At 75.1% G+C, this 14,969-nt stretch carries 13 protein-coding genes; 3 read left to right on the forward strand and 10 right to left on the reverse strand.

The features are described from left to right. Window positions 1–40: 40 nt before the first annotated feature. The 4 genes from ABD352_RS09115 to ABD352_RS09130 all read right to left on the reverse strand — a co-directional run bounded on the left by ABD352_RS09115 (window position 41) and on the right by ABD352_RS09130 (window position 5,967). A complete protein-coding gene (locus ABD352_RS09115) occupies window positions 41–457 on the reverse strand; it encodes a hypothetical protein (protein WP_344611804.1) in 417 nt (138 codons plus the stop codon). Between the two features lie 48 nt (window positions 458–505). Further along, a complete protein-coding gene (locus tag ABD352_RS09120) occupies window positions 506–931 on the reverse strand; it encodes a MarR family winged helix-turn-helix transcriptional regulator (RefSeq protein ID WP_344611805.1) in 426 nt (141 codons plus the stop codon). A 24-nt stretch (window positions 932–955) separates the two neighbouring features. Further along, window positions 956–2,173, reverse strand: coding sequence for a PQQ-dependent sugar dehydrogenase (locus tag ABD352_RS09125; protein WP_425553508.1), 1,218 nt, complete (start codon window positions 2,171–2,173; stop codon window positions 956–958). Between the two features lie 149 nt (window positions 2,174–2,322). Then, window positions 2,323–5,967 (reverse strand): choice-of-anchor D domain-containing protein, encoded by a 3,645-nt coding sequence (locus ABD352_RS09130; protein ID WP_344611807.1) that lies wholly within the window; start codon window positions 5,965–5,967, stop codon window positions 2,323–2,325. Window positions 5,968–6,237: 270 nt separating this feature from the next. Between ABD352_RS09130 and ABD352_RS09135 the strand changes: the two genes are divergently transcribed. Together ABD352_RS09135 and ABD352_RS09140 are read left to right on the forward strand one after the other, a co-directional pair. Next, the gene (locus ABD352_RS09135) at window positions 6,238–6,696 is read left to right on the forward strand and encodes a hypothetical protein (protein ID WP_344611808.1); all 459 of its coding nucleotides are present in this window, start codon (window positions 6,238–6,240) and stop codon (window positions 6,694–6,696) included. A gap of 4 nt (window positions 6,697–6,700) precedes the next feature. After that, window positions 6,701–7,345: a class F sortase gene (locus tag ABD352_RS09140; RefSeq protein ID WP_344611809.1), complete on the forward strand. Its 645-nt coding sequence runs from the start codon at window positions 6,701–6,703 to the stop codon at window positions 7,343–7,345. Here the strand turns inward: ABD352_RS09140 and ABD352_RS09145 are convergent. The 6 genes from ABD352_RS09145 to ABD352_RS09170 form a co-directional block, all read right to left on the reverse strand. Continuing rightward, entirely contained in the window at window positions 7,318–7,977 is a 660-nt protein-coding gene (locus tag ABD352_RS09145) for an isochorismatase family protein (protein ID WP_344611810.1), read from the reverse strand. The genes ABD352_RS09140 and ABD352_RS09145 overlap by 28 nt on opposite strands. Beyond that, complete coding sequence (locus ABD352_RS09150) at window positions 7,974–9,017, reverse strand: FAD-dependent monooxygenase (RefSeq protein ID WP_344611811.1); 1,044 nt, start codon at window positions 9,015–9,017, stop codon at window positions 7,974–7,976. The genes ABD352_RS09145 and ABD352_RS09150 overlap by 4 nt, the downstream gene beginning before the upstream one ends. Before the next feature lie 9 nt (window positions 9,018–9,026). Then, window positions 9,027–10,286 (reverse strand): phenylacetate--CoA ligase family protein, encoded by a 1,260-nt coding sequence (locus tag ABD352_RS09155; RefSeq protein ID WP_344611812.1) that lies wholly within the window; start codon window positions 10,284–10,286, stop codon window positions 9,027–9,029. Beyond that, entirely contained in the window at window positions 10,283–11,032 is a 750-nt protein-coding gene (locus ABD352_RS09160; protein ID WP_344611813.1) for an amidohydrolase family protein, read from the reverse strand. Before ABD352_RS09160 ends, ABD352_RS09155 begins: the two co-directional genes overlap by 4 nt. Continuing rightward, window positions 11,029–12,087, reverse strand: a complete 1,059-nt coding sequence (locus ABD352_RS09165; protein WP_344611814.1) for a 3-dehydroquinate synthase II family protein — start codon at window positions 12,085–12,087, stop codon at window positions 11,029–11,031. Before ABD352_RS09165 ends, ABD352_RS09160 begins: the two co-directional genes overlap by 4 nt. A 129-nt stretch (window positions 12,088–12,216) precedes the next feature. Next, on the reverse strand, window positions 12,217–13,011 hold the full coding sequence (locus ABD352_RS09170) for a 2-amino-3,7-dideoxy-D-threo-hept-6-ulosonate synthase (RefSeq protein ID WP_344611815.1): 795 nt from the start codon (window positions 13,009–13,011) through the stop codon (window positions 12,217–12,219). Between the two features lie 80 nt (window positions 13,012–13,091). On the opposite strand from ABD352_RS09170, the gene ABD352_RS09175 reads away from it, so the two are divergent. Next, a complete protein-coding gene (locus ABD352_RS09175) occupies window positions 13,092–14,933 on the forward strand; it encodes an anthranilate synthase family protein (RefSeq protein WP_425553504.1) in 1,842 nt (613 codons plus the stop codon). Window positions 14,934–14,969 lie beyond the last annotated feature (36 nt).

A 14,969-nucleotide genomic window follows, 5' to 3' on the forward strand; every position in this document is an offset into this window, starting at 1 on the left:
GGAGCGGCCGAGACGGCGAACCATTCCGGGTTCCAGTCGATCAAGATGCAGGAATGCTCGCCCGCCGCTGGATTGCCGCGCTCCTCGCCGTCGCCGCGCTCGCCGCCTGCACCCCGCAGGCGCCGGCCAAGCCGAACACCGCCGTCGGCGCGCTGCCGAGCAGCAGCGCCGACGGCTCGCCGAGTGCGTCGCCGAGCCCGTCGCCGTCGTCGTCGCCCTCGCCGAGCCCCGCCGCGGACGTGCCGACCACGGCGCCCGCGGTGCCGGCGCCGGGAAACACCACGACGACCAAGCCCGCGCCGGGGAACACGACGACGAAGCCCGCGCCGGTGAAGACGACCACGAAGCCGCCGGTGGTGAAGACGACGCCGCCGGCCGGGCCGGTCGGGAACGTGCATCCCGGGGCGTTCTGCTCGCCGGAGGGGGCGTTGGGGTACACCTCGGCGGGGACGCTCATGCGGTGCACCCTCAAGGCCGGGGAGAAGCAGCCCCGGTGGCGCGCTGCCTAGTTGTGGGCGCCGTGATGGGTCAGCAGCCTGGTGAGCAGGGTGGTCAGCTGGGCGCGCTCGTCCGGGCTCAGCGGGGCGAGCAGGTCGTCCTGGACGCGGGCCAGCTGCTTCTCCAGGCGGCGCAGGTGGCGACGGCCCGGCGGGGTGATGGTGATGACGTTGCGCCGCCGGTCGGACGGGTCCGGGGTGCGCTCGACGTAGCCGCCCTCGGACAGCTCGTTCAGGGTCGCCACCAGGTCGCTCAGGTGGATGCCGCTGCGCCGGCCCAGGTCGGCCTGGCTGGCGGGGCCCTCGCGGTCCAGGGCGGTCAGGGCGCGGAAGTGGTAGCCTCGCGCGCCCGCCGCCCCCAGACCCTCGGCGACCAGGCGGTGTGCGTGGGCGGCCGTCTGGGTCAGCAGCCAGCTCGGCAGCTCCGTGAACATGCGCGAAGCCTAACCACCGGCGGGTCAGACGGGGCCGAGGGTCAGGCGCAAGATGCGGTCGTCGTCCGCGGTCGGGCCGCCGGGCCGGCGGCCGTCGCGGTTCGACGTGGTGATCCAGACGCTGCCGTCGGGGGCGGCCAGGGCGGTGCGCAGCCGGCCGTACTTCTCGAACAGCGCCTCGACCGGGCGGCCGCTCACGCCGACGCCCTGGCGCCACCGGACGCTGGCCGTGACGTCGAAGGACGGCTCGGGTGACGGTGCCCTCGTCTTTCCCAGCGGTACCAGATAGATGCGCTGGCCCCGCAGGCACGTCACGACGGCCGTCTCGCCGACCACCGCCACGCCGGAGCTGACGCCGACCTCCGGGTGCCAGGCCACGATCGGGTCGATGTACTTCGGGTTGTGCCCGATCCCCTCGACGATCGGCCAGCCGTAGTCCCCGCCCGGGCGGATGATGTTGAGCTCGTCCCAGACCGCCTGGCCGATCTCGGACTCGTACATGGTGCCGTTCGCGTCCCAGGCCATGCCCTCCGGGTTGCGGTGGCCGTAGGACCACACGAGCGAGTGCGGGAACGGGTTGCCGGGCGGCGGCTTGCCGTCGGTGGTCATGCGCAGGATCTTGCCGCCGAGGTTGTGCAGGTCCTGCGCGGCCTCGGTGCGGGAGGCCTCGCCGGTGCTCGCGTAGAGGTAGCCGTCGGGGCCGAAGGCGAGCCGGCCGCCGTCGTGGATGCCGCCCTTCGGGATGCCGGTGAGGATCGGCTGCGGGCGGGAGCGGCCGTCCAGGCGCAGGCGGGCGACGCGGTTGTCGTCCTTCGTGGTGTAGTACACGAAGACCGTCCGGTCCGTCTTGTACTGCGGGGAGACCGCGAGCCCCAGCAGCCCGCCCTCGTTGTCGGCGGTTGCCTCCGTGACCCGGGCCAGCGGGGTGATCTGCCCCTCGGGGGTGACGTGCAGGATGCGCAGCGTGGCGCGCTCGGTGACCAGGGCGCTGCCGTCCGGCAGGAAGCCCAGCCCCCACGGGATCTCCAAGTGCTTGGCGATCGTCGAGACGTGGACGTACCCGTCGGCCCCGCCGGACGGGTCGGCCCCCGCGTGGTGGAAGTCGGTCGGGTCGATGCCCGGCAGCTGCTTCCCGCTGGCCTTGGCCGGCGTCGGCGTGCAGCCGCCGAGCAGCCCGGCGGCGAGGACCGGGACGAGCACCCCGGACGCGACACGTAGCGCCCGGCGGGGTGGCGCGATCATCGGGCGGCGCCCGGCGCGCGGCCGGACGGAGGAGGCGCGAAGCGCCCGGGCGACGGGCGCGATCATCGAGCGACGCACCGTCCCAGGCTCCCGCGCCCGAGGATGGTCCGCCCTCACCCGGAGCCGGATGAGGGCGGACCGCAGCGACCTCAGGCCGAGTACACCTCCAGCTCCGACAGCTGCCCGGCCGGCCACCCGGTGTTCGCGGTGAACGTGACCCGCAGGTTGCGCACCCCGGTCGCGGCGAACGTCAGGGTGACGGCGTTGCCGGAGGCCGGGTCGAAGGTGCACTGCCGCGAGGCGACGAGCACCGCGCCCGTGGTGGCGTCGGTGACGGTCACCGTCTGGGTCCGGGTCGCCCAGGCCGTGAGCGGCGGCAGCCGCAGCACCACGCGGCCGACGGTCTGGGTGCTGCCGAGGTCGACCTGGACCCACTGCGGGAAGGCGTTGTTGGCGCTCTCCCAGTACGTGCCCGTGTCGCCGTCGACAACGTTGCCAGACCCGTAGTTCTGCGTGTTGGACGACTGGGTCGTGGTCCGGTGCAGGGCCAGGTTGGTCCCCGCGGCCGCGACGCCGGTGCCGGACAGGACCACCGTCGCCTCGGCGTTGGTCGCGGTACTGCGCACCACCAGCGAACCGCTGCGCGAACCCGCCGCGCTCGGGTGGAACGTGACCGTGGCCGTGCAGTTCGCCCCCGGCGCGATGCTGCTGCCGCACGTGGTGGTGACCGTGAAGTCGCCCGTGGCGGTGATGGACTGGACGGTCGCCGGGGCCGTGCCGGTGTTGGTGACGGTCACGGTCTGCCAGTCACTGTTGGTGTTGACGTCGGTGTTCTCGAAGTCGAGGCGCGACGGGCTCAGCGCCAGGGTGGCCGTGCCGCCGCTCGTGCCGTACACCTCGAAGGAGGACAGCTGCCCCGCGGGCCATCCGGTGTTGCCGGTGATGTTCAGCCGGACGTAGCGGGCGGTCACCGACGGGAACGCGATGCTCACGGTGTTGCCGGTGGCCGGGTCGAACATGTAGTCGGCCGAGCCCACGACCGTCGACCAGGCGGATCCGTCCACGCTGGACAGCACCGACATGGTCTGCCGGCGGGCGGCCCAGGCGGTCGGCGGCGGCAGGCGAAGGGTCACCTTGCCCACGGTGGCCTGGGCGCCCAGGTCGACCTGGATCCACTGCGGGAAGGCGTTGTTGGCGCTCTCCCAGTACGAGTTCGCGTCGGCGTCGGTGACGTTGCTCGCCGGGTAGCCGCCCTGCGTCGACTGGGCGGTGGCGGGCCGGCCGGCGGCCAGGTTGGTGGTGCTGGTCGGGGGCACGCCGGTGCCGGTCAGCTGCACCAGGACGGCGCCCTGGCCGTCGTCGCCGGTGATGGAGTAGACCGCCGACTGGGCGCCCTGCGCAGTCGGGGTGAAGGTGACGGTCTGGTGGATGACGTCGCCGGGCGAGAGCTGCTGGCCCTCGGAGATCGGCGTCGAGGTGTTGAACGCACCGACCGGCGGGGCGGCCTTGGTGATGGTCAGCGTGATGTTGCCGGTGTTGGCGATGTCGAAGGTCTGGGTGGCGGTGGTGCCGACCGGGACCGAGCCGAACGCCACCGGGTTGGGCGTGATGCTCAGGTGGGCGGCGCCGGTGACGGCGGTCCCGCTGAGCGGCACGGTGACCGAGCCGGCGCTGCTGGCGATGCTCAGCGATCCGGTCTGGTTGCCGGCCACGGTCGGGGCGTACTTCACGGTGACCGACACGGAGGCGCCGGCCGCGAGCGTGCTGCCGTTGGCCGGGAAGCCGGTCGCGGTGAAGGGCGCGGCCGGAGCGGTCGAGCCGGTGATGGTCACCGCGCTCGTGCCGGTGTTGGTGATGCTGACGCCGAGGGTCTTGCTCGCCCCGGTCGGCACCGTGCCGAAGACCAGCGCCGACGGCGTCGCCCCGAGGCCGGGCTGGGTGCCGGTGCCGTGCAGGTCGAGCGCGACGGTCCCGGCGTCGGTGGTGAACGTCAGGCTGCCGGCGGCGCCGCCCGCCGCGGTCGGCGTGAATCGCACCGGTACCGCCAGTGTCTGCCCCGTGTTGAGGCTGACCGGCAGCGCAGGCGGGGTCGCGCCGAACGGTGCGGCGGCCGAGATCGCGGTGATGCGCACCGCGCGGGTGGCCGTGACGGTGACGGTCGCGTTGGCGGTGGCGCCGACCGCGACGTTGCCGAAGTCGGTCGGCGGGGCGTTCAGCGCGGCGGTGGTGGGCCGGCCGAAGCCGAAGATCCGCCCGTCGCGGTTGCCGACGTAGACGCGGCCGTTGTCGGTGGCGGGCACCACGAACTTGGTGGCGGTGCCGATGGGCGCCGAGTAGCGCAGGTGGAGCTGGTTGCCGGTGGGCAGTGCGTCATACGCGCGCAGCTGGCCGTTCGCGCCGGTGGAGCCGTCGCTGTACACCGCCCAGACGATCGCCGAGCCCGACGTGGTACCGCTGGAGGTCACCACGGGCGAGCCGGACGTGTAGCCGAAGGTGGACGGGCTGGTGGCCGCGGACGTGAGCGTGGGCAGGCCGTTGCCGTTGACGCCGTACTTGAAGGCGCGCAGGAAGCCCTGGTTCTCGACCTGGTAGACGTAGCCCCCGTCGCCGCCCCAGACCGCGGGGTGGCCCCAGACGCCGTTGTACGGGCCGGCCGGCGCAACCAGCGACCCGTCCGAGCCGCCCGGGCCCTGGCCCATGCCGCCGAGGTTGTCGCGGTCCAGCAGGTAGACCCGGCCGTCCTTGCCGGTCTGCACGAGCAGGTGCGGGTGGGCGGCGGTGCCGAACTGGGCGGGCAGCGCGACCGGGCCGCCCGAGCCGAAGTCGGTGTCGTCCTGATCGAGCTTGCCGTTGTTGGCCGGGCTGAAGAAGTCCTTGGCCGACAGCGAGCCGTCCCCGTTGACCTGCAGGCGGATCACCGACTCGGCCAGCGTCGCGGGCGGGTTGGTACCGGGGCCGGGCGCGGGCGACACGCCGTTGCCCGTGGCCACGATGATCCGGCCGGAGCCGTCGGAGACCAGGCCGCCGCCGGACTGCCAGATGCCGCCCATGCCGGTCGAGCGGCCGGCCTCGGTGGACCACAGGGTCGACATGGCGGGGGTGGTGGTCTTGACGCCGGCGATGTAGCCGACGTACGGGCCGTAGTCGCAGTGGCTGGCGAACCCGGCGTAGACGACGCCGTCGAGCAGCAGCAGGCCGGGGCGCTGGGCCGCGGTCTTCGGGTTGAAGGTGTTGGCCGGGTCGTTGGTCGGCGAGCCCTGGATGGTGACCGGCCAGCCGCTGCGCTCGGCCCCGGTGGTGGGGTTGATCGAGTGCATGTAGAAGTGCGGGTGGCTGGTGTCGGACCCGTCGTTGACCTTGGCGGTGAAGAACACCGACTGCGTCGCCGGGTCGTAGACCGGCGTGCTGGTGACGCCGATGTTCGGCACCAGGTCGCCGCAGCCGATGGCCGAGGCGGGCCAGGCCGGCCCGACGCTGCGGGACCAGACGATGGCCCCGGTCTGCGGGTTGAGCCCGTAGATCCAGTTGTTCTCGGTGGCGGCGATGAGCGTGCCCTGCGCCACGATCGGCTGGGCGTAGATCTGCCCGTTGAGGTCGGTGGCGAAGAGCTGCCCGAAGTCGGCGGCGGAGACGGCGGACGGCCCGAGTGCGGGCTCGTTCTGGTCCCAGCCGGTGCGGAGGGTGTCGACGGAGACCGTGGTCTCGTCGGCGGCGGCGGTGTGCGCGAGGGCGACGGCGGCGCCGAGCGCGAGGAGGGGTGGCAGGAGTGCGGCGGCCAGCCGGCGTGCGGCCATGACTGCTCCAGAGGGGGCGCGGCGGGGTGACGGCGGGACTCCGGAGGTTGGCGGCGGCTCCAGGGTCGACGGGAACCGTAACCCGCCCGACAGACGGCCGCAAGATACTGACATCGATGCGAAATACTTGCACGCATCGTTGCAACTGATCGCGACGGCGCCGAGGGGCGCCACCCTAGGGGGTATTGATCGTTATAGGTCCGTGGCCGTGGGGTACCACACTCGAACCCACCTGCGGATTCTCGGGGCCATCTCGGGAGGGACGGACCGATGACCGAACCAGCACGGCGACACTTCGGCGGCCGCGACAGCCGCACCGCGATCGCGGCCGGCGGCGCGGTGCTCATCGTGCTGCTCCTGGCGCTGCTGGGCTACTGCCAGTACCACGGCTCCGGCTCGGGCGACGACGCCGCGCCCGGCCCCTCGAGCACCGCCCTGCCGGCCCGCACCGGCGGGGACGCGTCCGTGGCCCCCTCGACCGGCCGTACCGGCGCCGCCGGCGCGCTCGCCCCGACCCGGACCACCGCGGCGCCGTCGGAGCCGACCGGCGACGCGGGCGTGGGGGCGGCGCCGACGACCGCCACCGCGGCGGCACCGAGCGGCGCGCCCCACACCGGCGGCGGCGACGGGCTCGGCATGCGCAGCCCGGTCCTCGCCGGCACCGGCATCGTGCTGCTGCTGGGCGCCGCCGCCCTGTACGTGTTCCGCCTGCGCCCCCGCGAGCGCTGAGCCCGTGCGCCCGATCGTCGGCAACGGGCTCGTCGCGGCGCTGGCGGTGAGCGGCCTGACCCTGCTGGTCGTCGGGGCCTCCCCCGCTCCCCCGCCGCCGCCCCGGGCCGAGCCGCGGCAGGCCCTGGCGTCCCCCAGCCCGATCGCGAGCTCGCCGGCGGCCGGGCCGGTGGCGACGCGGGGACTGCCGGCCTCGGTGCCGGTGCGCCTGCAGATCCCGGCGATCGGCGTGGACACCTCGCTCATGTCGCTCGGCCTCAACCCCGACGGCACGGTCGAGGTGCCGCCGCTGCGGTCCGGGGCCCCCGCCGGCTGGTACCGCAACCTGCGCACCCCCGGCGAGACCGGCCCCGCGGTCATCCTCGGCCACGTGGACACCGCGCACGACGGCCCGGCCGTGTTCTACCGGCTGCGCGAGCTGCGCCCCGGCGACACCGCGACCGTGCGCCGGACCGACGGCGCCGCGGCGGTGTTCGTCGTCGAGCGGGTGGTGGAGGTACCGAAGAACGACTTCCCCACCGACGACGTCTACGGCCCCGTCGACTACCCGGCGCTGCGCCTGGTCACCTGCGGCGGCACGTTCGACCACCTCCGCCACGAGTACCTCGGCAACATCCTGGTCTACGCCCGGCTCGAGCCCGCGGCCTGAGGCACCCCGGCCAGCCGGGCCAGCACCGTCTCCGTCGTCGGGGTGGCGGCGCAGCTGCGGGCGGCGTAGTCCAGCGCCATCGCGTGGTCGGCCGCGGTGAAGTCGGCCATCGCGTCGGCGACCAGGAACGGCTGGATGTCGTGCGCGTAGGCGTCGCAGGCGGTGAGCAGGCAGCCCAGGTGGGCGAAGACGCCGCACACGAGCAGCTGGTCGCGGCCCAGCGCGCGCAGGGTCACGCCGAGGTTGGTGCGGTGGAAGGCGCTGTACCGGTGCTTGGTCACCACGACGTCGGCCGGGCCGGGCGCGATCGCCGGCACGATGCCGCGGCTCTGCTCGTCGTCGGTCATGCCGGGGCCCCACACGTCGTGGAGCAGCCCGCGCTCGGCCCGGGTCATCCGGCCCGGCTGGGCGGTGTACACGACCGGGATCCCGCGCCGCGCGCACGCCGCGCGCAGGGCGGCCACGTTGGCCAGCAGCTCGCGGCCGGGCGAGAGGTCCGGCGCGAAGCGGTCCACGAAGTACCGCTGCATGTCGTGGATGAGCAGCACGCTGCGGTGCGGCTCGACCCGCCACGGGGCCGGGCCCTCGCGCCGCGGCACGGGGATCGCATAGGGGGCGATGGTGGGAATCATCGGCAGTACAACCAATCCTGGTCGGGCAGCCCGGAGGCCGCGATCCGCTGGTCCCGGCGGCGCTGGTCGGCCCCGTCGGGGAGGTGGTGCTCGACGCCGCCGGCGGTGCTCGCCGCGGCGATCCGCTCGGCCCGCGGCCGGCGGGCCGCCTCGAACGCGGTCAGGTCGTCCACCGTGGACGCCAGAGCAGCGGCGTCCTCGATGGCCTGGGCCGCGCCCTGGGCGATGAACGGGGGCATTGGGTGGGCCGCGTCGCCGAGCACGACCAGACGCCCCCGGTGCCACGCCGGCAGCGCCGGTCGGACCCTGATCTCGTGGGCGGCGGCGGCCCCGGCCGCGCGGACCATGTCGCGCACCGGCGCGTGCCATCCGTCGAACGCGCCGTCGAGCGGCCCGGCAGTGACGGCGACGACGTTGCGCCCGCCCGGCACCGGGTAGGCGACCACGTGCCGCCCCGGGCCGAGCCACACGGTGACCACCGGCGGCGGGTCGGCGGCCGGCAGCACGGCCCGGAAGGCGGTCAGGCCGATCGGCCGCGCAGCGTCGCCGGGGCTGGAGAGGGCGCCCCGGACGGCGGAGTGCAGCCCGTCGGCGCCGACGACGAGGCCGGCCCGCACCACGGCGCCGCCGGCCAGGCGCAGCGTGCCGTCGGGCGCCGCGCCGACACAGCGGGCGCCGAAGCGGACCGTGCCGGGCGCCAGCGCGTCGAAGAGGACCCGGACCAGGTCGGCGCGGCGCATCGCGAGGTACGGCGCGCCGTAGCGCCGCTCCGCCTCCGCGCCGAGCGGCACGCGGCCGATCAGGGCGCCGTCGCACCAGCGGCGCAGCTCCCGGGCGACCGGGCGGACCGAGATCGCGGCCAGGGCCGGGCCGAGGCCGAGCGCCGCCAGCGCGCGGGTCGCGTTGGGCGGCAGCTGGATGCCGAAGCCGTCGGCGGCCGGGGCCGGCGCCCGCTCCAGGACCGTGCACCGGCCGGGGACGGCAAGGGCCGCGGTCAGGCCGCCGATCCCGGCGCCCACGATCGCCACGTCGATGTTCATCGGGGTCTCCTAGTAGTACTGCAGCGCGGCGTCCCAGTCCTCGCCCGGCCCGAACAGGCCGCGCGGCTTCATCACCTCGGCCTGGGCGGTGAGCATCCGGAAGGGCACGAGGCCGCCCGGCGGGACGGGGACGACGGTGGTCTCCACGGCCGGATGGGCGGCCCGGACGGCCGCGCCGAGCGTGTGCACGGCCGCGCTGCGCCAGCGGTCGGCCACCTCGATCTCGACGCGCAGCCGGTCGCCGTCGGCGCGGGCCCGCCAGAACCAGACGCCGAAGTCGTCGGGCAGGCCGAAGACGAGGTCCTCGAGGCCCAGCTGGGTGAGCTCCCCGGCGGCGAACGCCGAGCGGCCGAGGATGCGCACGGCGGGCAGGTGCCAGCCGCAGGGGCACTCGCGGTACGACACCTCGGCCTCGTCCTCGATGGCATAGCGCAGCAGGGGCATGGCCTCGCGGAACAGCGGCGTGACGACCAGCCGCCCGCGGCCCTGCGGGCTCAGCTCGCCCGTTGCCGGGTCCTGGACCTCGAAGATCGCCCGGTCGGCCCACAGGTGCATGGTGCCGTGCTCGCACTCGCCGGCCAGGCTGCCGGTCTCGGTGGCGCCGTACTCCTCCACCACCGGCGCGCCCCAGATCCGCGCGATGCGGGCCTTGCGGGCCGGGCCGACGGGCTCGCCGCCGACGAAGAGGGCGCGCAGGGCCGGGAAGTCGCGATAGCCGGCGATCCGGGCGGCGGCCGCCCACAGCAGCGCGTCGGTCGGCAGCGACCAGGTGAGCGTGACGCCGAGGTCGTGCAGCAGGCGCACGACCCGGGAGTACGGGGTGGCCAGCGAGCGGTTGTCGGCCGGCACGACGGTGGCCCCGTGCCGGCGCGCGGCGGCGTGGGCGAGATGCCCGGTGATCATCAGCGCGTACGGGGTGCGCACCAGCATGGTGTCGGCGGCGGTGATGCCGGTCCACTTGCGGGCGAAGCACTCGGCCAGGTCGACCCAGTCGGCCTCGGTGTAGTAGGAGGCGGTCGCGTCGCCGGTGCTGCCGCTGGACTCGTGGTAGGTGGCCAGGTCGGCGCGGTCGGCGGCGAGCATCCCGAACGGGTAGGCGTCGCGCAGGTCCTGCTTGGTGGTGAGCGGCTGCTCCTCCAGCGGCCCGACGCCGCGCTTGCGGTAGAACGGCGAGCGCTCGGCCGCGGCCAGGACGGCCGGCAGGCGGTCGCGCTGTAACCGGGCGAGGCCGTCGAAATCGGCCCAGTCGCCGATCTGGGGCAGGTTCATCGGTCCTCCAAGGACAGCAGGCGCAGCGCGTTGCCGCCGGCCACCAGCGCGTGCTCGCCCGGCGGGAGGCCGAGCGCGCGCAGCTTGGCCACCTCGACGGCGGGGTGCTGCAGGGGATGTTCGGTGCCGAACAGCACCCGGCCGGCGCCGAGGCGGCGCACGGCCAGGCGGGCCACGGCGGTGAAGCAGCCGGACAGCTCGACGGCGACGTTGGGCACGCCGGCCAGGCGGGTCAGGCCGGCCGCGTCCAGGCCGGTGTGCCCGCAGTGGCCGGACACGAAGGTGACCGACGGGTGCCGGCCGGCCAGCGCGGCCAGGTCCTCGGCGCGGGTGCCCGGGCGGCCCAGGCACACCACGTAGACCGGGTGGCCGTGGCGGGCCGCGACGGCGGCGAGCTCGTCGACGCCGGGGTCGTCGAGCCGGAACCCGTGCACCGCCGGGGAGATCTCCAGGCCGCGGTACCCGGAGGCCACCGCGGCGTACTCGGCGGCGTCGCGGCCCGGGTCGGCGAAGAAGAACGGCACCAGCCGGCCGCCGGACGCCGCGCACGCCCGGCGGACCCCCTCGTTGTCGGCCCGCGCCTCGCTCCGCCCGCCGTCGACGATCTGCACGGAGAGCCGGTCGAGGTCGACCAGGCCGCCGGCGCAGACCGCGGCCCGGTCCACCCCGGCCGAGTCCAGCGCCCCGAGGAGGGCGTCGAGCGCGCCCGGGCCGGGGCTCAGGCGCGCGTGGAAGTCGACGATCATTGCTCGTAGCACAGCTCGTCGATGGGGTAGCCGACGTGCCGCTCGCGCTGGGGCAGGTACCCCAGCAGCCGGTCGCCGGGGCGCAGGGCGGTCGAGTTGAGCACCTTGCCGCCCGGGCCGAGCACCCGCACGTGCCAGTCGTCCTGCAGGATCAGGTTGACCGGCTCCCCGCTGTCGGAGACGGCGTCGACGGACAGCAGCGGCCGGGTCTCGATCTTCACCCGGCCGACGACGACCGGCCGGGTCCGCCCGTCCGCCCCGACGGCCAGCACGACGCCGCCGGCCCGCAGCTCGCTGAGGTAGCGGGTGTGCCCGTCCTCGGTGAGCGTGTAGGACATGATCGCGCCGGCGTTGACCCGGAACGGCCGGGTCGGCATGTACGGCAGCGGGTGCGTCTCGCTGACGCACAGCACCATGCCCTTGGCCCGCGAGCCGACCAGGATGCCCTCGTCCTGGGCCAGGTACGTGCACGTGTCCACGCAGGCCCGCTCCCCCATCCCGGCGTGGGTGATGCCGGTGACGGTCAGCTCGGTCAGCGCGAGGTCGGGCGAGCGGCGCTCGACGGCGTCCTTGAGCCGGCCCGCCTCGCCGGGCGCGGTGGGGGCGATCATGACCCCGTCCGGGCCGTGCTCGAGCACGCCGAGGAACACGGCGGCCTCCTCGGGCCGGTCCAGCACGGTGATGCAGACCCCGCCGGCGTCGGCCGCCGCGGCCAGCACGATCTCCAGGGGGATGTTGGTCGGGTCGGCGAAGCGCACCACGGTCACCGGGTCGCGCACCACGCTCTCGCAGGCCTCGGCCAGCGTCTCGGCGTCGACCACCTCGACGTAGGCGCCCTGCTTCGAGCCGAGCACGAGGTCGATGTACTCGGGAATGTCGGAAGGCGCGCCGCCCGGGCCGGGCAGCAGCACCCTGGTCACGGTCGGCGGCAGGCCGTCGAGGTCGGCCGGGTCGGCGGCGACGATCGCGTCGAAGCCGCGGTGGATGGCCTCCTGGCACAGGGCGGACTTCAGGGCGTCGTCGGCGGAGCGGATGTCGAGCCAGCACTGCTTCACGGTGGGATTCCCTTCACCGGCCGGTGGCCGGGGTTACCGGCTGTGGGCCGGGGCGCGGTCGTGAACGAACGGTGGTTTCGCTCACCGGCTGTGGGCCGGGGCGCGGTCGTGAACGAACGGTGGTTTCGCTCACCGGCTGTGGACCGGGGCGCGGTCGTGGACGAGGGCGGCGAGCCGGCGCAGCACGGCGGCCGGGTCGGGGTTGGTGAAGACGAGCCGGCCGGCGGCGATCCCGCCGGCCCCGGCCCGCATGGCTTCGGCGAGGTGGCCGAGGGTGGCCGCCCCGTCCGCGGCGTCGCCGCCGGCGGCCAGCACGGGGATCGGGCAGCCGGCCATCAGCGCCTCGAGGTCCGCCCCGGCCCGCGGCAGCACCGTCTTGACCAGGTCGGCGCCGAGCTCAGCGGCGATGGTGGCGGCGTGCGCGACCAGGCGCGGCGCGCGGCCGTCGGTGATGCCGGGGCCGCGGGCGTACACCATGGCCAGCAGCGGCACGCCCCAGTCCTGGCAGGCGGCGGCGACGGCGCCGAGGTCGGCCAGCTGCCGGGGCTCGGTCGCGGCGCCCGCGTTGACGTGCACGCTGATCGCGTCGGCGCCCAGCCGCAGCGCCTCCTCGACGCCGCAGACCAGCACCTTGTCGTCCGGGTCGGACAGGCCGGTGCCGGCGCTGCAGTGCACGATGAGGGACAGGTCGCGAAACCAGCGGGGCTGGACGTGGCGCAGCGCGCCCTTGTGCAGCACCACGGCGTCGGCGCCGTTGCCGGCGAGCTCGCCGACGAGCCGGTCGAGGCTGCCGTGGCGTCCACTGTGGAGGTTCGGGCCGCCGCTGACCGGGTGGTCGAGCGGGACCACGAGGAGGCCGCCGGATCCGTTGCGGTACAGGCGGTCGAGCCGCACCCGGCGGGCGAAGGTGTCGTTGTGAGCCACGTCGCCGACGCTAGCCACGGGCCCGGACACGGCCCACTACCTCAATGAGTAGTGGCCGCCCACGCGCGGGGACTGCCAGCGTGGGGACCATGATGCCGCTGCTGGACCGAATCGCCGCCGGGGACGCCGAGGCGTTCGCACTCATCCGCCGGGGCGACCGGGTGGAGATCCGCACCGGAGCACCCCTGGGCGAGCTGCCCGACCGGCCGGTGGCCGCCGAGATCGTGGCCGCGCTGCCGTACCGCGCCATCGCCGACGCCGGCCTGCCCTGCATCGAGGACGGCGCCCCGCTGCTCGCCTTCGCCGCCGCCGAGCGGGCCGACCTGCCGGTGGCCGAGGCCCTCGAGCTGCTGCCGCACGACCCCGTGCGGGTCGAGGGCGGCCGGTTCGACCTCGACGACGAGGCCTACGCCGCGATCGTGCGGCGGGTCGTCGCCGAGGACATCGGCGGCGGCACCGGCTCCAACTTCGTGATCCGCCGGGCCTACCGCGCGAGCATCCCGGGCTTCTCCGCGCGCCTGGCGCTGGCCGCGTTCCGCCGGCTGCTGCTGGCCGAGCGCGGCGCCTACTGGACGTTCCTGGTGCACGGCGGCGGCCGGACGCTGCTCGGCGCGACCCCGGAGGCGCAGGCCCGCCTGGCCGGCGGGGTGGCCGCGATGAACCCGATCAGCGGCACCTACCGCTACCCGCCCGGCGGACCGACCGCCCGCGGGCTGCGCCGTTTCCTCGCCGACCGCAAGGAGACCGAGGAGCTGTACATGGTCGCCGACGAGGAGCTCAAGATGATGGCCCGGGTGTGCCCGGGCGGCGCCCGGCTGCGCGGGCCGTGGCTGCGGCCGATGTCCCGGCTGGCGCACACCGAGTACGTGATCGACGGGCGGACCGCGCTCGGGCCGGCCGAGGTGCTGCGGGCCACGATGCCGGCCCCGACGGTGACCGGCAGCCCGCTGACCGCCGCCTGCCGGGTGGTCGCCGCCCGCGAGCGCACCGGCCGCGGCCACTACGGCGGCGCGGTCGCGCTGCTCGGCCCCGGCACCCTGGACTCGGCGCTGATCATCCGCACCGCCGAGATCGACGCGGACGGCGGCCTGGTCATCGGCGTCGGGGCGACGCTGGTGCGCCACTCCGACCCGGCCGCGGAGGCCGCGGAGACGCGGGTCAAGGCCGCCGCGCTGCTCGCCGCGCTGGGTCAGGAGCAAGACCCGGCAGCGGTACGACGAACAGCCCTCCCCAAGGTCGAGGGCGCCCTGCGGCGGCGCAACGCGGGCCTGTCCCCGTTCTGGCTCGGCCGCCCGGTCGCGTTGCCGCCGCTGTCCGGCCGGGTGCTCGTCGTCGACGCCGAGGACGACTTCACCGCGATGCTGGCCCGGCTCACCGAGGCGCTCGGCCTGACGGTCGACGTGGACACCAAGCTGCGCGACGGCTACGACGCGGTCGTGGTCGGCCCCGGGCCGGGCGACCCGCGCGACCGCACCGACCCGCGCATCGACGCGCTGCACGGGATCGTGCGGCGGCTGCTGGAGGAGCGCACCCCGATGCTCGCCGTGTGCCTGGGCCACCAGGTGCTCGCCGACGAGTGCGGCCTGCCCATCCGGCGCCTGACCGAGCCGGCCCAGGGCGTGCCGCGGCGCGTCCCCGGATTCGGCACGGTGGGCTTCTACAACACGTTCGTGGCCGTGAGCGACGCGCCCGACCGCCGCGTGAATGCCATTCACGTGGCGACGGTGCGTGACGGCGGGCCGGAACGGATCGGGATATTGCGGGACGCACGCACCGGCGCCGTGCACGCACTGCGTCTGGCCGGTGTGCGATCGATCCAGTTCCACGTCGAGTCGGTGCTGACCGAGCGCGGCCCGCAGATCCTCCGGCGACTCCTGGCCGAAATCCTCGACCCGGCGCCGGGTGGCCCCGAGCAGGACTGAATCGGTCCTACGGCCGATGCCGTCCGGGTTCGCCAG

It is taken from the genome of Dactylosporangium salmoneum (assembly GCF_039532525.1).
Classification (GTDB): Bacteria; Actinomycetota; Actinomycetes; order Mycobacteriales; family Micromonosporaceae; genus Dactylosporangium; species Dactylosporangium salmoneum.